At 47.2% G+C, this 18,987-nt stretch carries 14 protein-coding genes; 11 read left to right on the top strand and 3 right to left on the bottom strand.

Annotated features, from left to right (window positions below):
- Positions 1-7: 7 nt before the first annotated feature.
- The 11 genes from QJS83_RS11595 to QJS83_RS11545 all read left to right on the top strand — a co-directional run bounded on the left by QJS83_RS11595 (position 8) and on the right by QJS83_RS11545 (position 16,391).
- Positions 8-2,242 carry a monovalent cation:proton antiporter family protein gene (locus QJS83_RS11595; RefSeq protein ID WP_284605015.1) on the top strand — a complete coding sequence of 745 codons (2,235 nt, stop codon included), beginning with the start codon at positions 8-10 and terminating at the stop codon, positions 2,240-2,242.
- 81 nt (positions 2,243-2,323) lie between these two features.
- The gene (locus QJS83_RS11590; protein WP_284605014.1) at positions 2,324-3,505 is read left to right on the top strand and encodes a patatin-like phospholipase family protein; all 1,182 of its coding nucleotides are present in this window, start codon (positions 2,324-2,326) and stop codon (positions 3,503-3,505) included.
- A gap of 75 nt (positions 3,506-3,580) precedes the next feature.
- A complete protein-coding gene (locus QJS83_RS11585; RefSeq protein ID WP_284605012.1) occupies positions 3,581-4,093 on the top strand; it encodes a gamma carbonic anhydrase family protein in 513 nt (170 codons plus the stop codon).
- Between the two features lie 35 nt (positions 4,094-4,128).
- Complete coding sequence (gene guaB / locus QJS83_RS11580) at positions 4,129-5,592, top strand: IMP dehydrogenase (protein ID WP_284605011.1); 1,464 nt, start codon at positions 4,129-4,131, stop codon at positions 5,590-5,592.
- Between the two features lie 2 nt (positions 5,593-5,594).
- Positions 5,595-7,115: a glutamine-hydrolyzing GMP synthase gene (gene guaA / locus QJS83_RS11575; protein WP_284605010.1), complete on the top strand. Its 1,521-nt coding sequence runs from the start codon at positions 5,595-5,597 to the stop codon at positions 7,113-7,115.
- 145 nt (positions 7,116-7,260) lie between these two features.
- Positions 7,261-7,722 carry a cupin domain-containing protein gene (locus QJS83_RS11570; protein ID WP_284605009.1) on the top strand — a complete coding sequence of 154 codons (462 nt, stop codon included), beginning with the start codon at positions 7,261-7,263 and terminating at the stop codon, positions 7,720-7,722.
- Positions 7,723-7,789: 67 nt separating this feature from the next.
- On the top strand, positions 7,790-8,758 hold the full coding sequence (locus QJS83_RS11565; protein WP_284605007.1) for a hypothetical protein: 969 nt from the start codon (positions 7,790-7,792) through the stop codon (positions 8,756-8,758).
- A 71-nt stretch (positions 8,759-8,829) separates the two neighbouring features.
- Positions 8,830-12,369, top strand: coding sequence for a DNA polymerase III subunit alpha (dnaE, locus tag QJS83_RS11560; RefSeq protein ID WP_284605006.1), 3,540 nt, complete (start codon positions 8,830-8,832; stop codon positions 12,367-12,369).
- Positions 12,370-12,371: 2 nt separating this feature from the next.
- Positions 12,372-13,550: a hypothetical protein gene (locus QJS83_RS11555; RefSeq protein WP_284605004.1), complete on the top strand. Its 1,179-nt coding sequence runs from the start codon at positions 12,372-12,374 to the stop codon at positions 13,548-13,550.
- Between the two features lie 11 nt (positions 13,551-13,561).
- Positions 13,562-14,488 carry a hypothetical protein gene (locus QJS83_RS11550; RefSeq protein ID WP_284605002.1) on the top strand — a complete coding sequence of 309 codons (927 nt, stop codon included), beginning with the start codon at positions 13,562-13,564 and terminating at the stop codon, positions 14,486-14,488.
- A 139-nt stretch (positions 14,489-14,627) separates the two neighbouring features.
- Positions 14,628-16,391 carry a substrate-binding domain-containing protein gene (locus tag QJS83_RS11545; RefSeq protein ID WP_284605001.1) on the top strand — a complete coding sequence of 588 codons (1,764 nt, stop codon included), beginning with the start codon at positions 14,628-14,630 and terminating at the stop codon, positions 16,389-16,391.
- Here the strand turns inward: QJS83_RS11545 and QJS83_RS11540 are convergent.
- From QJS83_RS11540 to QJS83_RS11530, 3 genes are all read right to left on the bottom strand, one after another.
- Complete coding sequence (locus QJS83_RS11540) at positions 16,388-17,683, bottom strand: methyl-accepting chemotaxis protein (RefSeq protein ID WP_284604999.1); 1,296 nt, start codon at positions 17,681-17,683, stop codon at positions 16,388-16,390. The two genes, QJS83_RS11545 and QJS83_RS11540, sit on opposite strands and share 4 nt — an antisense overlap.
- Complete coding sequence (locus QJS83_RS11535) at positions 17,680-18,144, bottom strand: hypothetical protein (RefSeq protein WP_284604998.1); 465 nt, start codon at positions 18,142-18,144, stop codon at positions 17,680-17,682. Before QJS83_RS11535 ends, QJS83_RS11540 begins: the two co-directional genes overlap by 4 nt.
- Positions 18,145-18,350: 206 nt before the next feature.
- Positions 18,351-18,908 (bottom strand): TetR/AcrR family transcriptional regulator, encoded by a 558-nt coding sequence (locus QJS83_RS11530; RefSeq protein ID WP_284604997.1) that lies wholly within the window; start codon positions 18,906-18,908, stop codon positions 18,351-18,353.
- Between the last annotated feature and the right edge of the window lie 79 nt (positions 18,909-18,987).

Genomic DNA, 18,987 nt, shown 5'->3' with positions numbered 1-18,987 from the left:
ATGGGGCATGACACACTTGCCTCATCTTATCACGGATCTTGGATTTATTCTTATCATTGCGGCACTTGCGACCTTGCTCTTTAAAAAGCTTGGTCAGCCCTTGGTGTTAGGGTATTTGATCGCGGGTTTTTTGGTCAGCCCGCATGTTCCATTTTTTCCAACGGTCACAGATAAAGAAAGCATTCAAGTTTGGTCCGAAATCGGCGTGATCTTTCTTTTGTTCAGTCTGGGGCTGGAGTTCAGTTTCAAAAAATTATTTAAGGTCGGCGGATCCGCCGGTTTTACCGCCGTGTTTGAAGTCATCTTTATGGTGGGCTTCGGTTATTTCGTCGGCCGGGCCCTGGGCTGGAATTATATCGACAGTCTTTTCTTCGGGGGAATTCTTTCGATTTCTTCGACAACCATTATCGTGCGCGCCTTTCAAGAACTGGGCATGAAGGGGCAGAAATTCGTCGATCTGGTTTTTGGCATTCTCGTCGTTGAAGACATTGTCGCCATTTTGTTGCTGGTTCTTTTGGCTGCTATCGCCGGATCGGGAGCGGTGTCAGGGACGGAGCTGGCTTTCTCGGGGCTTCGTCTTTTATTTTTTATCGCTTTGTGGTTTGTCGTCGGTATTTTTCTTATTCCGATTTTCTTGCGCAAAATCCGTTCACTTCTTGAAGATGAGACGACGTTGCTTGTCGCCATCGGACTCTGTTTTATGATGGTGATGATTGCCGCCAACGTCGGCTTTTCGCCCGCATTGGGCGCGTTCATCATGGGCTCGCTTTTGGCGGAAACACCTGAAGGCCACGACATGGAAAATCTTCTCCAGCCGGTGAAAAATCTTTTCGCGGCGATCTTCTTTGTTTCTGTCGGTATGATGATTGATCCCAAGGTCTTGATGGAGCGTTGGGATCTGGTTCTTTTGGTGACTGTTGTGACGGTCGTCGGAAAATTTATCAGCACATTCCTGGGAGCTTTGCTTTCGGGGCAAGGTCGTCGTCAGGCGTTCCAAGCCGGAATGAGTTTGGCGCAAATCGGAGAGTTCTCTTTTATTATTGCGTCCTTGGGTGTCTCGCTGAAAGTGACAAGTGACTTCCTGTATCCGCTGGCGATTGCCGTTTCCGCAGTGACGACGTTTACGACACCGTATCTTATTAAAGTGGCGGAGCCTCTGAATAGATGGTTTGAATCCAAACTTCCTGAAGGAATCAAGGTCAGCTTGGATCGCTACCAGATGTCGTTCAATCAAGACGGCAAAAGTGGAATTGGCGCGCTTCTTTTTAAAGCGTACGGCGTAAAAATTATTCTCAATACCGTCGTTGTTATCGCAATTTTAGGAGCGTTCAAAGGATTTCTCACGGGAGAAGTGCAACAGTATCTGCAAGAAAGCCCGTGGGCGAGCAGCGTATCGCTGATGCTTTGTCTGTTGGCCTCAGCTCCGTTTATGTTTGGTATCGTTATGAGCGGGCCTTCGTTGGGCGCTTCGCGAGAGCTTGATGAGCTGCAAAAGTTAAAAGGCCTGCAGTTTGGTTTGTTTCTTGGCCGCTCGCTTTTGGCTTTGCTTCTGTTATCGGCGATCTTATCGCAATTTGTTTCACTCAAGATGACGACGGGCGTGATGATTGGTGTCTTGCTGGTGGCGATCGTCTTGGGTCAATTCTGGGTGCGTAAGCTGTATCAGTTTATCGAAAAGAACTTCCAAAAAAATCTGACAGAGAAAGAACGGCAGGAACTGGTGAGTCCTGTGGTGGCGACGAATATTCTTCCTTGGGAAGCCAGTCTTGGAAGTTACGATATCTCTCCGGAATCTAAAATCGTCGGGAAGACATTGCGGTCTTTGGAATTTAAAGAAAATTTCGGCGTAAATGTCGCGGCGATTTTCCGCGGTTCAAAACGAATTTTTGCGCCGGACGGGGAATGCGTTTTGTGGCCTTATGACAAAATTCTTTGCTTCGGAAGTGAAGAGGAACTGCAGAAGTTTCACGAGATTCTCGAAGAAGAAAAAGCGCATCTGGAACGCCAAACGGCGGAAGAAAAAGTTTTGCGCGAAGAGGATTTCCGTTTGAGTTCTTTCATTGTCACGGCGGAATCCGCGTGTCGCAATAAAACGATTCGTGACAGCGGAATTCGCGAAAGCATGCGAGGCATGGTGGTCGGCATTGAGCGCGGCTCTGAGCGCATCTTAGGACCAAGAGCAAGTTTCCAGCTTTTAGAAAATGATCTCGTGTGGTTTGTATCTGACCGCAGACAAACTTAGCTTTGTATTTCCTCGCTTGCGCCGCTGTCACCTTTCCTTCCGCTTAAAGAAGATTTAGTTTAAGGAGGGAAGGAGCAGGGCATGCCGAACATTGGTCTTGTTCTGTCAGGCGGAGGCGCGCGTGGCGCTTATCAAGCGGGTGTGCTGGCCGCGATGGCGCACATCTGTGAGCGATTGAATCTGCACAATCCTTTTCAAATTTATACAGGCGTGAGTGCTGGAGCTATTAACGTCGCGATGTTAGTGGGTTACCCCGGTGATTTTGTTGAAAGTGCCAAGCGTCTGGTCGGTCTTTGGAGTCATCTGAATTCAGACAAAGTTTTCTATGCGGATTTGATGGCCTTGTCGCGCGGCGGATTGCAGTGGATGACCGAGCTTTCTTTAGGGGGAGCGAAGAAAGAAACTTCTTTACGATCTCTTTTAAGTACGCATCCTCTGCATAATTTGATTTCGGAAACCTGCCAGTTTGAAGAAATTCAAAAGAAAATAAAAGCGGGGATCATTCGCGGTGTTGGTGTTTCAGCTTTGGATTATGAAAGTGTTTCGACAGTGACTTTCTTCCAGGGCGCCAAGGACATCAGCGTGTGGGAAAAAGGTCTGCATCGCAGTGAAAAAGCGATTTTGACTTCCGAACATATTATGGCTTCAAGCGCGATACCGCTTCTTTTTCCGCCAATAAAAATCGGCGATCGTTATTTCGGAGACGGCTGCATTCGCAATCAATCTCCCTGCGGTCCTGCTATTTACATGGGCGCGGATAGTTTGATCGCTGTCGGAGTTCGCCGCCGACAGGATACTTGGTACACTTATCATCACGCGACGGGCGGTGAAGTGCCGACGGTTTCGCGGGTCGCCAACGTTTTAATGAACGCTGTGATGATGGACGGTCTTGAGTCGGATATCCAGAGAATTGAAACAATCAACAAAGGTTATTCCACGTTAAGTCCGCAAGAACGAAAAAAACTTTCCGTGCGTGAGATTCCCAGTTTGTGGATTGCACCTTCGATAGATTTCTCGGAGATTGCAGCGAAGAAAAGTGGCGAGTTGCCGCGAATTATTCGTTATCTTTTGCGCGGACCGGGCTCGATTGAAGAATCCACCGAGATGTTGAGCTATCTTCTTTTTACGCCGACCTACTGTAAGCAATTGATTGAGATAGGTTTTTCCGATGGGATGAAAGAGAAAACCCGTATCGAAGAATTCTTAAGCACCGCAGAAGAAAAGGGAGCGCGTCCCCACCGACACAATGCCCGTCATGCATAGTCCTCATTTTCGGGGCTTTGCGATAATCTTGCCAGATAAATTTTGAAAGCGTAGCCTGAAGGAATTGAGGTGTTTATGAGCGATGTATTTGTGCGAGCACGTGGCGTTTCTCCTGTGGTGGGTGAGCATGTTTTTATTGCGGATAACGCGCGCATTATCAGTGACGTGGAGATCGGCGATAAATCCTCGATTTGGTACAATGTCGTTGTTCGCGGCGATGTTATGCCGATCCGTATTGGCAAAGAAGTGAATGTCCAAGACGGAACCGTGATTCATGGAACTTACGGAAAATGGGGCACGACACTGCATGACCGCGTAACAATCGGGCACTTGGTGATGTTGCACGGCTGCGAAGTCGGTCGCGGCACTTTGGTGGGGATGGGTTCCATTCTTATGGACGGTGTGAAGGTGGGAGAGCATTGCCTTATTGGCGCGGGCTCACTTTTAACTGAAGGCACTGAGATTCCTCCGCGCAGTCTGGTCGTAGGACGCCCTGCGAAAGTAAAAAGATCCCTCACAGATGAAGAGGTCGAGTTGCTAGAAAAATCTGCGGATAACTATTTGCTCTATAAGTCCTGGTACGAATAAGATGGGGAAACCCCCACCACGCCAGGAGTTAGTTTATGGAACGCGACGTCCCTTATGCTTTAACTTTCGACGACATTCTTCTTCTTCCGCAATATTCAGAAATCACGCCGACAGAAGTTGTCCCTCGATCTCTCTTTGCGAGAGAAAAATATCTCAACACGCCGATCATCTCGGCGGCGATGGATACAGTCACTGAAAATCGTATTGCGCGAGTGATGGCTCAAAACGGGGGCCTCGGTATCATTCATAAAAATATGGATATCGAGAAACAGGCTCTCGAAGTGGAAAAAGTAAAAAAATACGAATCTGGAATGATCATGGACCCGATCACATTGGGACCGGATCATCAAGTGCAAGAGGCTGTGGAGCTGATGGAGAAATACTCCATCAGCGGTGTGCCGATCACAGTCGACGGAACTCTTGTTGGAATTCTTACGAATCGTGATCTTCGTTTTGAAGAAAATTTCCATCAGCCCATTCGTAATGTGATGACCAAAGAAAATCTTGTCACAGCGAAAATGGGAACGACCCTGGAAGAAGCGAAAAAGATTTTGCAAAAACATCGCATCGAAAAACTTCCTGTCGTGGATGCCAAAGGAAAACTGAAAGGTCTTATCACGATCAAAGATATCGAGAAGGCAAAAAATTATCCGCAAGCGACGAAAGACGAGCACGGCCGTCTTTTTGTAGGCGCCGGTGTGGGGGTCGGTTCTGACTCGCGCGACCGCGTGGATGCGTTGGTGGCGGCGAACGTTGATGTGCTCTGTGTGGATACGGCGCACGGGCATTCTAAAAACGTGATCGAGATGGTTCGTTATATCGCGCAGAAATACAAAGACGTGATTGTTATTGCCGGAAACGTCGTCACGGCGGAAGGCACTCTGGCTTTGCTTGAAGCCGGCGCGGAAGTCGTGAAGGTGGGTGTGGGGCCGGGAAGTATTTGTACGACACGTGTTGTGGCGGGCGTCGGTATGCCGCAAATTTCTGCGGTCGTCGAATGTGCGAAAGCGGCAAAGGCGCGCGGAAAAACGATTATCGCCGATGGCGGGATAAAATTTTCTGGCGATATTACGAAGGCTTTGGCTTTGGGCGCGAACTCCGTGATGATCGGAAATCTTTTGGCAGGTGCTGAGGAATCTCCGGGTGAAACAATTCTTTTCCAAGGCCGCACATACAAAGTTTACCGCGGCATGGGCAGCATCGGTGCGATGGCGAAGGGTTCGAAAGACCGTTACGGTCAAATGGACATCGAAGAAAATGAAAAACTTGTTCCTGAAGGTATCGAAGGAAAAGTCGCTTACAAAGGCGCGGCTTCCGGTATCATTCACCAACTTGTGGGCGGTTTGAAATCTGGTATGGGTTATGTCGGCGCGAAGAATATCGATGATCTTCAAGCGAAGGCGAAATTTGTGCAGATTTCCGCGCAAGGTTTGCGTGAGTCTCACGTGCATGACGTGAGCATCACGAAAGAAGCTCCGAACTATCGTATGGAGTCTTAAAAATGCGCGGTTTTATTATTTTAGATTTCGGCTCGCAGTTCACGCAATTGATTGCACGTCGTCTGCGTGAGCTTGGTTTTTATTCAGAAATTCATTCTTACCAATATCCGACCGAAGAAATTCGTAAGAAAAATCCTTACGGAATTATTCTTAGCGGCGGGCCCAATTCGGTTTATGAACCGGGTTCTCCGCAAAGAGATATTCCGGAACTTCGTAACATAAGTCCTCTCATGGGTGTCTGTTATGGAATGCAGCTTTTGACTCATCAGATGGGCGGCAAGGTTTCTCGCGCTGAACATCGTGAGTACGGACTTAATTATGTAACATGGACTTCTGTCGTAGCGGGTGTTCCCGAGCGACAAAAAGTTTGGATGAGCCACGGTGATGTGGTTGAAAAAGCACCGGAAGGTTTTCAAGTCGTCGCAATGTCGGATGGAAATCATCCCGCAGCGATGAAAGGTCCCGGAGTCTTGGCAGTGCAATTTCATCCCGAGGTGGCGCATACGGATCACGGGAATGATTTGCTTCGTCACTTCGCTCACGACATGTGTAAGGCACCTGCAAACTGGGATGCTCCGCATATCAAAGACCTTTTGATTAAAGAAACTCAGGAAAAGGTTGGCGCGAAAGATCACGTGCTTGTCGGTTTGAGCGGTGGTGTGGATTCCACGGTTGTGGCGACCCTCTTGACCAAAGCTTTGGGTGCAGAACGTGTGCATTGTGTTTTTGTCGATAACGGACTTCTTCGCAAAAACGAATTCGAAAATGTTCTTGAAAGCTATCGCCGCATCGGCTTGAACGTGAAAGGTGTGGATGCTTCAGAAGAATTTCTTTCAGCTCTTAAAGGCAAGGAAGATCCTGAAGACAAACGTAAAACTATCGGGCGTGTGTTCATCGAAGTGTTTGATAAAAGTTATGACCACAGTCTTCCGATCAAGTGGCTTGCACAAGGCACACTTTATCCCGATGTGATTGAAAGCGTTTCTTCCGTTGGCGGCAGTGTCACGATCAAATCACATCACAACGTAGGTGGTCTGCCTGAGAAAATGAGGCTCGGTCTTGTGGAGCCTGTGCGTGAGCTGTTTAAAGACGAAGTGCGTGCCTTGGGAGCGCAATTAGGATTGCCGCATGAGATGTTGTGGCGTCATCCGTTCCCTGGCCCGGGCCTTGCGATCCGGGTCTTAGGTGAAGTGACTAAAGAGAAACTTAAAATTCTTAAAGAATGCGATGATGTGTACATTTCTGAGCTTCGCCGCCGCGGACTTTACGAAAAAATCTGGCAAGCCTTCTGTGTTCTGCTTCCAGTGAAAACCGTGGGCGTGCAAGGCGACTCACGAACTTACGATCACGTTCTTGCCTTGCGTGCAGTGACTTCCAGTGATGGTATGACAGCGGATTGGTATCCTTTTGATTTTCAATTCTTACGTGAGGTTTCAAATCTTATCACGAACAAAGTCAAAGGCGTGAATCGCGTCGTGTATGATGTTACATCAAAGCCTCCTGGCACCATCGAATGGGAATAAAATAAAGAGCCGGGTTTGTTGCCAGTTGTAATGCAACAGAAAACAGACCTGGCATTTATGTATCTTCTCTTTTTACGCTTAGAAATTTTGCGTCAATACTTCGGAAGAGTATCTTAGGAGTCCAAGATATTCCGAGGAGAAAAATATGCGCGCATTTTGGACTGTTCTTGCTTTAACTTGTTTTTGTTTTTCATCAATGGCCGCCAATGAATCCGATCACGTGATGCTGCAAGCAAGTGAAATTCAGTGGAAAGAAGGGCCGGCTGTTTTGCCTCCGGGTGTAAAATCTTATGCGCTTTACGGAGATCCCTCTGTCGCAGGTCCCTTCAGTCTTCGTCTGAAGTTGCCGGCGAAATATAAAATTCCTCCGCATTTTCATCCTCAAGACGAAAACATCACGGTGCTTTCCGGATCGTTTTTCATGGGGCTTGGCGACGATGCCAAAGGAAAAATGACGGAAATTAAAACGGGCGGTTTTGCGAGTATGAAAGCGGGGACGCATCACTTCGCGCGCGCGGAAAAAGAAGCGATCATTCAATTGAACGGCATGGGGCCGTGGGGAATTACTTATGTGAATCCTGCGGATGATCCGCGCAATAAAAAATAGAATTACTCCTCGGTCATGATGAGCTTGTAACTCCATTGCTTTGGATGTTTTTGTTACCTTTCTGCGAATGAAAACAATCAGAATTATCAAAACATCCAAAGTTCTTTCGCTCTTTATTATTCTTTCTGTGATCGCCGCGATGGCCGGCGGTGCGGAACTTCTTTATGAAGCTTCAGGCACGGCGAGTTTTAAACTTTTCAAAGATGCCAACGGCATTCGCTCTACGCTTACGACTTCACAAAATTATGATCTTTATCGCGACTACACCGAAGTCGATGGTGAGCAGCTTTATCTGGTAAGCAGTCATAAATCGGTTCAAACCTACCTGGATGCCGAGGGCCTCACCGGCACGATTTCTTGGACAGTTCGCAAAGGCGCACAGTTGCAAAACGTGCTGTGGGGGAAAACTGAAACAGCGACCGAGCTTAATGTTCATGGGAACAAACCGGTTTTAGTCACAGGCTTGGGCGGTTGTTGTGCTGCGATGACAGGCTATCGACTTTACGACATCGAAAATGGACGTCTCTTGATGTCTTTCAATGATTTTTCATTTCGTGAAAAAGTCACGCAGCCTTTTTCTTTAGAAGTTCCAAACTCGTCTCTTAAAACCCGCTGGGTGGGGGTGCTTTCCGGTGACAGCACGCGCGATCGGGATTTTGAAACTCCGCAAACGGGAAAAACGGCGACGCTGCTTGTGAAGTATGCGTCGAACGTGCTTAAACAAAAACTGCAAATTGATATGGAAGTCGAAAAAGGCTGGGCGCCCAGTGTTTTGGAAGTGAAGATGGAAAAGGATCCATCGATTGCGAACAGCGATAAAATCGAAATTCATGACGAGCAAGTGACTCTTTGGAATATCGATGGCAGCACGAATCCCGCCGAAATTTCCGGAGTTATTCTCAAAATCACACTTAATGGCGGGAAAGGCGATAAAATCGTGAAAATCCCTGTCAAAGGCGACCAATTGGACGTGGATCACGCCGTCGTTCCAGCGGGTGTGGATCTTTATCCGATTATGCTCTTAAGAGGCTATTAACGCAGTGAGGAATAAGGGGTCTAGAGACCCCTTTTATTGAATTAAAAAAGGCCCTAAGATATGAAATTATCATGTCTTTTGTTCATTTACACGTTCACTCTGAATACTCTCTCTTAGAAGCCGCTTGCCGGGTTAAAGCCATTGCTAAAAAAGCCGCGGCGATGCAGATGCCTGCGGTGGCTCTTACCGATAACGGCAATATGTTTGGTGCCGTCGAGTTTTACTTCGCCTGCAAAGACAATAACGTCAAACCTCTGCTTGGTTTGGATGCTTATATCGCGCCGGGTTCGCGCTTAGAAAAAAAACAAGATCGCGATCAAGTGAATTCGGGACCAAGACGTTTGGTTTTCTTGGCGCAAAATACGGAAGGCTATCGCAACCTTTGTAAACTTTCGACAATCGGCTATCAGGAAGGTTTTTACTGGAAGCCGCGTATCGACTACGAAGTGATTCAGAAATATCACGAAAATCTAATCTGCCTTACGGGGGGACTGCGCGGTGAAGTCGCCGACGCGTTTTTGCGCGAAGGTCCTGACGCCGCTTTGGCGAAGATCCGTCAGCTCAAAGAAATCTTTGATGATCGTTTGTATCTTGAGATGTGCCGCACAGGTGTCGCCGAGTGGGATCAAATCAATCCGTTCTTGCTGGAGGCTTCTAAAATCACAGGAGTGCCTGTGGTGGCGAGTAACGACGTCCACTACATGACTCAGGACGATCAAATCGCGCAAGAGGTTTTGATTTGTATCGGAACGAATAAAACATTGAGTGATGAATCGCGTTTCCGTTTGGGGACGGACGAGTTCTATTTCAAAAAGCCGGAACAAATGGTGGAGATCTTTTCCGATATTCCGGAAGCGATCAGCAACACTTTGCAAATCGCTGAACGTTGCGATGTGAAATTTAAAATCAAAGACGATTCCGGCAAGCCGATCTATCACTTGCCGACATTCCCGACAGGTTCCGGGGAGTCGCTGAAGGACTTTATCGCGCGCAAATCCAAAGAAGGATTGTTAGTGCGCTTTGAAGAAGCCGAAGCACGCGGTGAAGCTGTTCCTGAAGAAAAAAAGCCAGAGTATTACGCTCGTCTTGATTACGAACTTGGCATCATCGACCGCATGGGTTTCAACGGTTACTTCCTGATCGTCCAGGATTTCATCGGCTGGGCGAAGGACAACGACATTCCAGTCGGACCGGGTCGTGGTTCCGGTGCGGGTTCTCTTGTCGCTTATTGTTTAAGAATTACGGATCTGGATCCGCTTCCAAATTTCCTTCTCTTCGAGCGTTTCTTGAATCCAGAGCGTATCTCGATGCCGGACTTCGATATCGATTTCTGTCAGGATCGTCGTCAGGAAGTGATCCGTTACGTAACCGAAAAATACGGGCAGGAATCCGTCTCGCAAATTATTACTTACGGTAAATTGCAAACACGTGCGGCGTTGAAAGACGTGGGTCGTGTTCTAGGCATGTTGTTTTCTGAAACCGATCAAGTGACAAAACTGATTCCAGATAAACTCGGCGTGACTTTGAAAGAGTCGCTCGAGATGGAGCCGCGTTTGACGGAACTGATGGAGATGAATCCAACGGTGGCAACGCTCATCGACCTCGCACAACGAGTCGAGGGGATGGTGCGAAACGCCGGTATCCATGCGGCGGGTGTCATCATCGGTGACGGACAGCTTGTAAGACATGCTCCTTTGTACAAAGGCGCTGATGGCGAGCAGGTTGTCCAGTACGACATGAAGCACGCCGAAAAAATCGGTTTGATTAAGTTCGACTTCTTGGGACTTAAAACGCTCACTCACATCAACATGGCGCTGAAGCTCATCAAGAAAAATCGTGGCAAAGATATCACCACGAAGATGATTCCGATGAATGATGCGGCGACGTTTGAAATGATGTCCCGAGGAGATACTGCGGGGGTGTTCCAGTTCGAAGGTGAGGGCATCACCGATGCCACTCGTAAAATCCGTCCATCCTCCTTCGCCGATATCACAGCGATTACTTCATTATACCGTCCAGGTCCGATGGCGAATATTCCCGATTTTACAGACCGTAAACATGGGAAAGCGCCGGTGGAATATCTTTTGGAAGACACACGCGAGGTCTTGTCAGAGACCTACGGAATCATGGTCTACCAAGAGCAAGTTATGGGTATCGCCTCTAAGATCGCCGGATACTCGCTGGGTGAAGCCGACATGCTTCGTCGTGCGATGGGTAAGAAGATCAAAGAGGAGATGGATAAACACCGCGAACGCTTCATGAAAGGGGCGGTGGAACGAGGTCACAACAAAGAGAAATCTTCCGAGCTCTTTGATTTGATGTACAAGTTTGCCGACTACGGTTTCAATAAATCGCATGCGGCGGCCTACTCTGTCGTGACTTTGCAAACAGCATGGTTGAAGTGTCATTATCCTGCGGAGTTCTTCGCTGCTTTGCTCAGTACGGAATTGTCGGATACTGAAAAGATCGTCAAGTACTCGAAGGATGCAGCAAAACGCGGGCTGACGGTAAAATCCCCACACGTGAATTTTTCCGATTATCTTTTCGACGTCCACGGAGATGAAATTTATTTCGGTCTGGGCGCCATCAAAGGTGTCGGACAGAATGCGGTTGAAGCGATTATTGAGGCTCGGAATGCGTTGCCGGAAAAGAAGTTTTCGTCATTGGATGAGTTCTTCAACAGCATCGATCTTCGCCGCGTGAATAAAAAAGTGATTGAGTGTTTGATTAAAGCGGGCGCGTTTGACGGCTTCGGCGGTCATCGTGCGCAATTGATGGCGAGCTATCAGAAGTATCTGGATCGTGCGCAAGGTCTGCAGAAAGATCGTGAGCTGGGACAAAGTTCATTGTTTGATTTAGGACCATCGACGGAAACCACGGTGACTTTGCAGGAATGCAAACCGTGGACACGAACGGCTTCGCTGTCTTACGAAAAAGAAGTTTTGGGTTTCTATCTGTCGGATCACCCTCTCAAAGGTTTTGATACGCTTTCAGAGTTGTGGACGACATGCAAAGTCGCGGATCTGCCGCAGCAAATGCCGCCACCGGGTTCTCCGGAGGCAGAGGCATTGAAAGCTGCGAAAAAAGACTGGAAAAACCGCGACGCCGGCAAGAAGCGCGTGATTGTCGCAGGTTTGATTTCTGAACTTCGCGAATTGATCACGAAAAAGGGGACGCGGATGGCATTTGGTAAGATCGAGGATCTTTCCGGAGCTTGTGAGCTTGTGATCTTCCCGGATTCGTTCGCGCGTTTTGAGATGCAGCTTCGCGATGAAAGGCCGGTCCTTATCGGGGGTGGTCTTGAGGTGGAAGAGGGGGTCGCTAAGATCATGGTCGATGCGGTCTCGCCTCTTGAGGATGTCCTTAAGAAAACCAAGCGCATGGTGCTTCGTCTGGATAAAATCAATCCAGCCGATTACCCGCGTTTGCATTCTTTGATGAAGGATTATCCCGGACCTACAGCCGTGAGCTTTGAAATAGAAATGCCTGAAGTCAACCGCCGTGTTTTGATGGAGATGGCGGAAGCGCAAGGAATCAACGTGAACAACGAGTTCTTTGAAGGTGTTCATTCTCTTTTTGGACGAACTGATTTTATTGAATTGAGGAGTTAAAAATGCGTTTTCATATGGTGGTAGCTGCAGCTGTGACATTCTTCTTGGGATCTCCACTTTATGCGCAACAGGCGGACCTGATTGATCGCACGTATTCAGGGTCTTCGAAAGAAGCGACACCGCAAGGAGCGAAGAAAGAAATTCAAGACCAAGCGTCGCAAAAAGTCTCTGAAGAAATCATCAAAGAATTGATTGGTGAAGAAAGATTTATGAAAAATAAGTCTTTGATCCAAAACAAAGTGATTAAAAATTCCGCGCGCTATATTCCTTTTTCCAAACCTTCAGCGATGACCCAAGAAGGTGAAGAATACAAGATGTCCGTGGCGATGAAGGTCTCTTTGCGTGACCTTAAACAAATGCTTCAAGACAATACTTTATTAAACGAAAACGACGCCATTCCAGTTGTGCTTCCGGTGATCAGTTGGGTTGATCGCGTGCAAGGTCGCAGTTACCGCTGGTGGCTGCCTTTGGAGAAAAATCCGCAAGGCTTTTTGGTGAAAGAAGGGCGTTTGTTGGAAGAAGCACTTCGCGATTCTTTCCAGAAAAATAATTTCTATGCTCTTCGTCCGATTGAATCGAATTTAGGTTTAAGCGTCCCTGCAGATTTTCAAAATGAACGTGTGGCCAGCGGCGAAGATGCGCAATTCTTCGCGCAGTTCTTTAATGCGCCTGTCTTGATCGACGGCCAAGTTCTTTTGACAAAAACGGATAAAGGCAACGCCTATCGAATTGAAATCCGTATGACTGCGCTTCAAGTCAGCAACGGTCGTGCGATCGCCGATGTTTCCCGCCGTTATGAAACAGAAGGCGGCACTTTGGAAAATGCCGTCGATAAAAAACTGCGTGAAGTGGCTGAAGCGACCGCAAATGACTTGGCTTCGCAAGTTTTAGAAGCATGGCAAAGAGGTTCCTTGGGAACTTCGGTGATTCGTTTGACGATCAAAGGACGCAATACTTTGCCGATGATGGAAGGTTTGAAAGATAAAATCCGCTCACAAATCACTCAGGTAAAAAACATCCGCGAGCGTCTGGTGAGTTCTGAGTCTGTCAGTTTTGAGGTGGATACATCCGTTCCAGCTCCTGAATTGCTCGCGAAGCTTGAGTCTTTGGACGTCGATGGCAAGAAGCTTGCGAAAGTCTCTGAAGGCCGTGATGAAATCGTTCTTAAGTGGGCACAATAGGAGGTGCTGTCGTGAAAAAATGGATTTTGCTTTTCTCTCTTTTGAATTTGGCAGCTTGTACGACGTTTGATCGCACGACACCGACTATGCGCCGGGAAATCAAAGACGTTAGTTATGAGGCCCGTCGCGAAGACTCTTCACCGCGCAAACGTTTGATGGTCTTGCCGTTCCTGGATGCATCAGAAAAGCGTCCTCAGGATTTGCGTGATCGCGCGCGTGCCGCTTTTATTACGGATTTGAATCGCACGGGTGAAGTGATCGCTCTGGACAGCCGTGAATTGAATTTAGATCTTTCGAAGATGACTCAAGGTGGAGAGTACAAGCTTCAAGAAGTGGCCAAAGCAGCACAAGCTTTGGGGGTGAACGCCGTCCTTGAAGGGAAAATCATCGACATTCGTATTAAAAGAAAAGCGGACAATGTCGGCGTTGTTCGTCATCTGACAACGGCTTTTGAAGTCGTAGCGCAAGTGCGTGTCGTCACCGGCAGAGCCGGCCGCGAAGTATTTAACACGGTCAAGACAGTCACTGTTGAGGAGCAAGGCGTTCGCGTCGCTGAGAGAGTCGAAACAGATAAGTTTCTCGCAAACAACCCTGAGATGATCGAAGTGATCGTGAAAGATGCGTTCTTAGATTTCACTCCGCAGGTTTTGGCTTCTTTGGATAAAGTCACATGGGAAGGTCGTATTGCGGCCATCAACGGCGATAGAATTTATTTAAATGTTGGCCGCGTTTCCGGTTTGCAAGTCGGAGATCTTTTGAAAGTCACCGAAGACGGTGACGATGTTTATGATCCTGAAAGTGGCAGTCATATCGGTCGTGTTCCAGGCAGACTCAAAGGAACTTTGGAAGTCATCAGTTACTTTGGTAACGACGGCGCTATCGCTGTGATCCACTCTGGGTCTGGCTTTCGCGAAAATGATCGCGTAGAACTCTACTAAGAAAAAAGAGATCTCGCGAAATATTCTGTAATGAATGTTCCGCGAGATACCTGACAAATCTTTGCTGTTTCACTCTTAACAAAATAGTAATGCACCTAAGCTTCATTGTTATTTCATTTTGCTCGGGTATACTGAACGGGTGAAATCAAGCTTATCCCTGGTCATTATTCTTTCTTTTTTTTCCTCCAACGCTTTTGCAAAAACTTGGGACGTCGCGGTTCTCTACTGGAGTATGAAAATCGAAGGCCAAGTAGCCATGCGCAAGGGTTTTGAAGAGGAGATCAATCGCTTTAATGGAAAAGGTAAAGACAAGATCAACCTCATCTCCTACGTCGGTGGAGAAGGTCGAAAAGGCATTCTCAATCAGGTGGTGCAGTTTGATGAAGCTTTGAAAAAGAGTCCCCACGCGATTGTTATTCAACCAACGGACAACTCGGCGTTGGGACGAGGTCTGCAAACCGCCAATGAAAAAAAGATTCCGGTGATTGCTTACGATCAATACATCGTTAACGGAGTTCTTGAATCTTTTATCACCAGCGATAACTATCAGGCGGGGCGCGATAACGGCGATTATATTGATGGTCTTTTTGATCGTAATCAGGAAATTCGTCTTGTCGTGTTTGAGTATCCTAAAGTGTCTTCGACCATTGATAGAGTCGACGGTTTTTTTGATGCGCTTCGCACGCGCGGTCGTAAATTTCACGTTCTCAGAAGATATGAAGCGGTCGATCCTGATTCCGGTGCCGCCGCAGTAAAACAATTCTTAAAAGATTTCCCGGTAAAGGGCAGTGTGGATTTGATATTGACAGTGAATGACGGCGGGGGGCTTTCCATCGTGAAGTCGCTGTGGGAAAAGAAACGCACTGAAATTCGTCACGCGACATTCGATGGCGATCCGTTATCTATTGAAAACATCAAAAACAAACGTCTGACAGTGATTGATTCCGCACAATTTTGCGCCGAATTGGGGCGAGAAAGCGCACGCACTTTAATTGCAAAACTAAATAAAGAATCAGTTGCTGATAAAAAACTGATTCCGACGTTTGCGGTGACGGAAAAGACTTTGTCCTCTTATCCGGGATGGATGGGACATCCTGACAAAGGCCCTATCGTTTCAACTGACAAGAAAAAATTATTGCCCGTACCGGCACGTCAGCCGACGCAGGTTTATAAAGATGCCAGTCGCTTGATTATTAAAATCGGTGTGGCTCCTTTGTGCCCTTATCTGTGTGAGAAAGGTCCCGGCCTGTGGAGCGGATATATCTATGACATCATCAAAGACGTCGCGCAGAAAGAAGACTTTGAGGTGGAGTTTGAGAGCATTCCAAACTCGCGTCTGATTTCAAGTTTAAAAACGCGCAAAATCAATTATGTGATCATTCCTGCTGATATGGTGAGATATCTCGATGATATTCGTATCGTGGGCCCGAAGCTGGGAGTGAACTATACTGGCGCGTTGGTTTCTCCCGGAAAGAAAGATCCGTTGATTGACGCTCTTTTTATTCAGGACAAAAAAGTCGTTTATGCCGATCTGGGATTGGATTCGACGAATATCGAAGGGGAAGGGGTTTTGCCTTCTCGATCCACGAAGCTGACTGGTGCCGATGCTGCTGATCGCATGATTAAAATGATCGGTGATCGCCGTGCTGAAATCGCCTTAGGTGACTACAACGTGCTTCGCTATTTTCTTGCTCGCAAACCGATGGTGAGCTTGCAGCTTCTGCCGACATCCTTGACCGGATTTAATTCTTTGGTTTTGGTGAGCGTTCCGAAAGAGCCCGAGTTCGGGTATTTTCCGCGGCATTTAGAAAACTGGTTCTTACAATCACGCGAGAACGGTACTTTGGAAACCATTCTGCGCAGATACAACCTTAAGGATTGGAAGATCTTTAATCGCGATTAAGATGCCGACTTGATAGAAGTCGCCTGTTGCATCGAATTCACCAATGTTGAAAGTTTCTTTGCGTCTTCCAAAAGGGAAACAGACGTTCCGTTAAGATTTTCCGCATAGTTCTGATTTGTTTTTGAAACTTCGTCCAAAAGATTCATCGTGTTCTGAATCGTTTTCATTTCATGCGACTGAATTTCGCTAGCCTGGGCGATTTCAGAATTTAAGTTATTAAGCTTGTCGATCGATTCCAGCGTTTGTGACAGAATCTCTTTGCTCTTTGCTGCATAATTTTCGCTGTCTTTAATCATGCTGACGTTTTGATTTACAAGGGCGGAAATATCCTTTGCCGAGGTCGAGCATCTTTGCGCGAGCGTTCTGACCGCTTCGGCAACGACGCCGAAGCCTCGCCCGTGTTCTCCGGCTCGCGCTGCTTCGACGGCGGCGTTGAGGGCCAGTAGATTCGTTTGGAATGCGATGTCCTCAATGAGGTCCACGATCTCTGTGATTTTCTTAGAACTTTGAGCCAGAAGTTTCGTCGTATTAAAAAGATTTTCAATATGCGAAGCGCCCTCTGTAACGGAAACTTTCGAGGCGGATGACAAAGACTGCGCCGTCATCGAGTTTTCCGTGTTCTTTTGCACTTGTTCTAAAAGAGCGTTAAGAGCCTGCAGGGATTCGACCACTTGCGAATTAGCGCGATGAGCGGAATCAAAAATATTCTTTCCGGTTTCATCAATAATCGTGCAACTTTCAAAATTCTGCGACGAAATCTCGTCGAGTTTTTTCACGGTCGTATCCTGAAGTTCAATAAAACCGCCATAACGGCGAGCGATCAGCATGACAGGTCCTGCTTCGATCAGCACGAAGGCCGCGTGCAGAATCACAATTCCCAAGCTGGCGTCGTAGTTGAAAACGCTGCGGGGAAGAAAAAAGAAAAAGAGGAGATGGTGAAGGGCGATTACGACTGTAGCCACCAGGATAGGGCTGACAGCGCCAAAGAGCATAAGGACCGCTAAACTTACAAAGACGTGAAAATGCATTTCGATCATCCCGTTGCCCAGATGAATCAGAAGTCCCGAGAAGCTCATACACGTCGCCGCGAGCATGCATGGCAGCAGCAGACTTGTGACTTTAGAAAGATACATCACTGTCGGGCCTGAAAGAATGAATAGACCCAATCCCAAGGCAATCCATTGGCTGTGACCGTTATAGTGGGCCAGAAACGCAAAAATCGGAAGATGCAGATACATCGCGATCAGAAAGGCAAGACTGCGTGATCGGTTGAATTTTTGTCTGAAATTCATAAGCCCTCTTTGTTTGCTAAAAGAATACCTTGGGGATCGAAAAACTTCTGTGCCCGAACGCTGTTGCCGCATCCAGAAATAGGAAATGTGGAAAGAGTTTTATTCGAATAGAAACTTTCGACGATTTTTAAATCTTGTATCTTGTTTCCATAAGGTCCCACGAAAACACCCTCGCCCCGGGGAGATGAAACCAGGAAATAAGGAGGTGTCAGAGCAGGAAAGTTTTGTTCGGCCTCCTCAGAGGAGCGCAAGGTTACGATAAATCCTTTGTCTTTAAGGTCTTTTTCTATAAGAGGAGCGGGCTTTAAAAGAATCACTATTTCATCATACGAGGCGTGCGCGCCGCGCCCGATTAAGTACTTTTGAATGTCTTGGCTTTGCAAGGACTCAGGATCGAGAATATGCAAAAGGCTCCACCGACCTCGCGGCTGCGGATCGAAAACATGAGAGCCATGGAGCATAGAAACTGAAAAAACACTCAGTGATGCCCACACAAAAATAAATAAGTTACGTGCCATAAGCATATTGCTTTGGGCTTTTTCGGATTTAAATACCAGGAATGATAGTGAATTTTGTTTAACGTGTCTTAGGGTGAGACAGATCTGTATACAACAAGTGTTAGATCAATAACTTAGCTTCTGTTTATGGAAAAATTGTAAGAAAAGCATCACAGCATAAATGTCTTCATAAGGGCTTTGTTCGCGTTTTTAAAAGTCTCCGCTTCGCCGCGCAGACGCGCGACAAGCAATCCGCCTTGAATACTCGTAAGTAAAAGGTCTGCCGTGGCTTCGAGATTGACGTCTTTGCGGATAGATTTTTCCTCAATGCCTTGTTTAAGAGTTTTGATAAGCCACTTCCGTTGCAGAATATGGAATTCCAAAACTTTTTTGCGAATTCCTTTGGGCAGAGTGTTGTAGTCCGAGCACAGGGCCCCCAGAGGACAGATTTTACTGTTATCCGCCGCCATCTTATTGAACATCTCAAACATTTTTTCGATTCTTTTTGCCGCCGGAAGATCCGCCACCTTAAGAGACCAGTCGGTATAGGCTTTGGCATAGTCTTCCAACACAGCCAGGCCCATATCTTCTTTTGAGGCGAAATAATAATGCAGGCTCGCTTTGCGAATACCCAAAGAGTCGGCAATAGTCTGGAAGCTGAACCCGTTAAAACCCAGTGTTTGAAGATAGTTGCGCGCCAAACTCAGTGCTCGGGACCGTGTGTCCATAAAAATCCTTACTCTTGTAATAAACTCGGATCTGCTTTATTATCTACCTATCGGTAGGTAGGTAGCAAGCATTTTTATC

Source organism: Bdellovibrio sp. 22V (genome assembly GCF_030169785.1).
Classification (GTDB): Bacteria; Bdellovibrionota; Bdellovibrionia; order Bdellovibrionales; family Bdellovibrionaceae; genus Bdellovibrio.
Note: the sequence above shows the minus strand (reverse complement) of the source record. Positions and strands in the feature narration are given on the sequence as shown.

What these genes read in the sequence shown, in the direction of transcription:
- QJS83_RS11535 (WP_284604998.1), bottom strand. Translation starts at nt 18,144, where the DNA reads ATGCTCCATGGCTCTCATGTTTTCGATCCGCAGCCGCGAGGTCGGTGG.
- QJS83_RS11585 (WP_284605012.1), top strand. Translation starts at nt 3,581, where the DNA reads ATGAGCGATGTATTTGTGCGAGCACGTGGCGTTTCTCCTGTGGTGGGT.
- guaB (WP_284605011.1), top strand. Translation starts at nt 4,129, where the DNA reads ATGGAACGCGACGTCCCTTATGCTTTAACTTTCGACGACATTCTTCTT.
- QJS83_RS11530 (WP_284604997.1), bottom strand. Translation starts at nt 18,908, where the DNA reads ATGGACACACGGTCCCGAGCACTGAGTTTGGCGCGCAACTATCTTCAA.
- guaA (WP_284605010.1), top strand. Translation starts at nt 5,595, where the DNA reads ATGCGCGGTTTTATTATTTTAGATTTCGGCTCGCAGTTCACGCAATTG.
- dnaE (WP_284605006.1), top strand. Translation starts at nt 8,830, where the DNA reads ATGTCTTTTGTTCATTTACACGTTCACTCTGAATACTCTCTCTTAGAA.
- QJS83_RS11565 (WP_284605007.1), top strand. Translation starts at nt 7,790, where the DNA reads ATGAAAACAATCAGAATTATCAAAACATCCAAAGTTCTTTCGCTCTTT.
- QJS83_RS11540 (WP_284604999.1), bottom strand. Translation starts at nt 17,683, where the DNA reads ATGAATTTCAGACAAAAATTCAACCGATCACGCAGTCTTGCCTTTCTG.
- QJS83_RS11595 (WP_284605015.1), top strand. Translation starts at nt 8, where the DNA reads ATGACACACTTGCCTCATCTTATCACGGATCTTGGATTTATTCTTATC.
- QJS83_RS11590 (WP_284605014.1), top strand. Translation starts at nt 2,324, where the DNA reads ATGCCGAACATTGGTCTTGTTCTGTCAGGCGGAGGCGCGCGTGGCGCT.
- QJS83_RS11570 (WP_284605009.1), top strand. Translation starts at nt 7,261, where the DNA reads ATGCGCGCATTTTGGACTGTTCTTGCTTTAACTTGTTTTTGTTTTTCA.
- QJS83_RS11555 (WP_284605004.1), top strand. Translation starts at nt 12,372, where the DNA reads ATGCGTTTTCATATGGTGGTAGCTGCAGCTGTGACATTCTTCTTGGGA.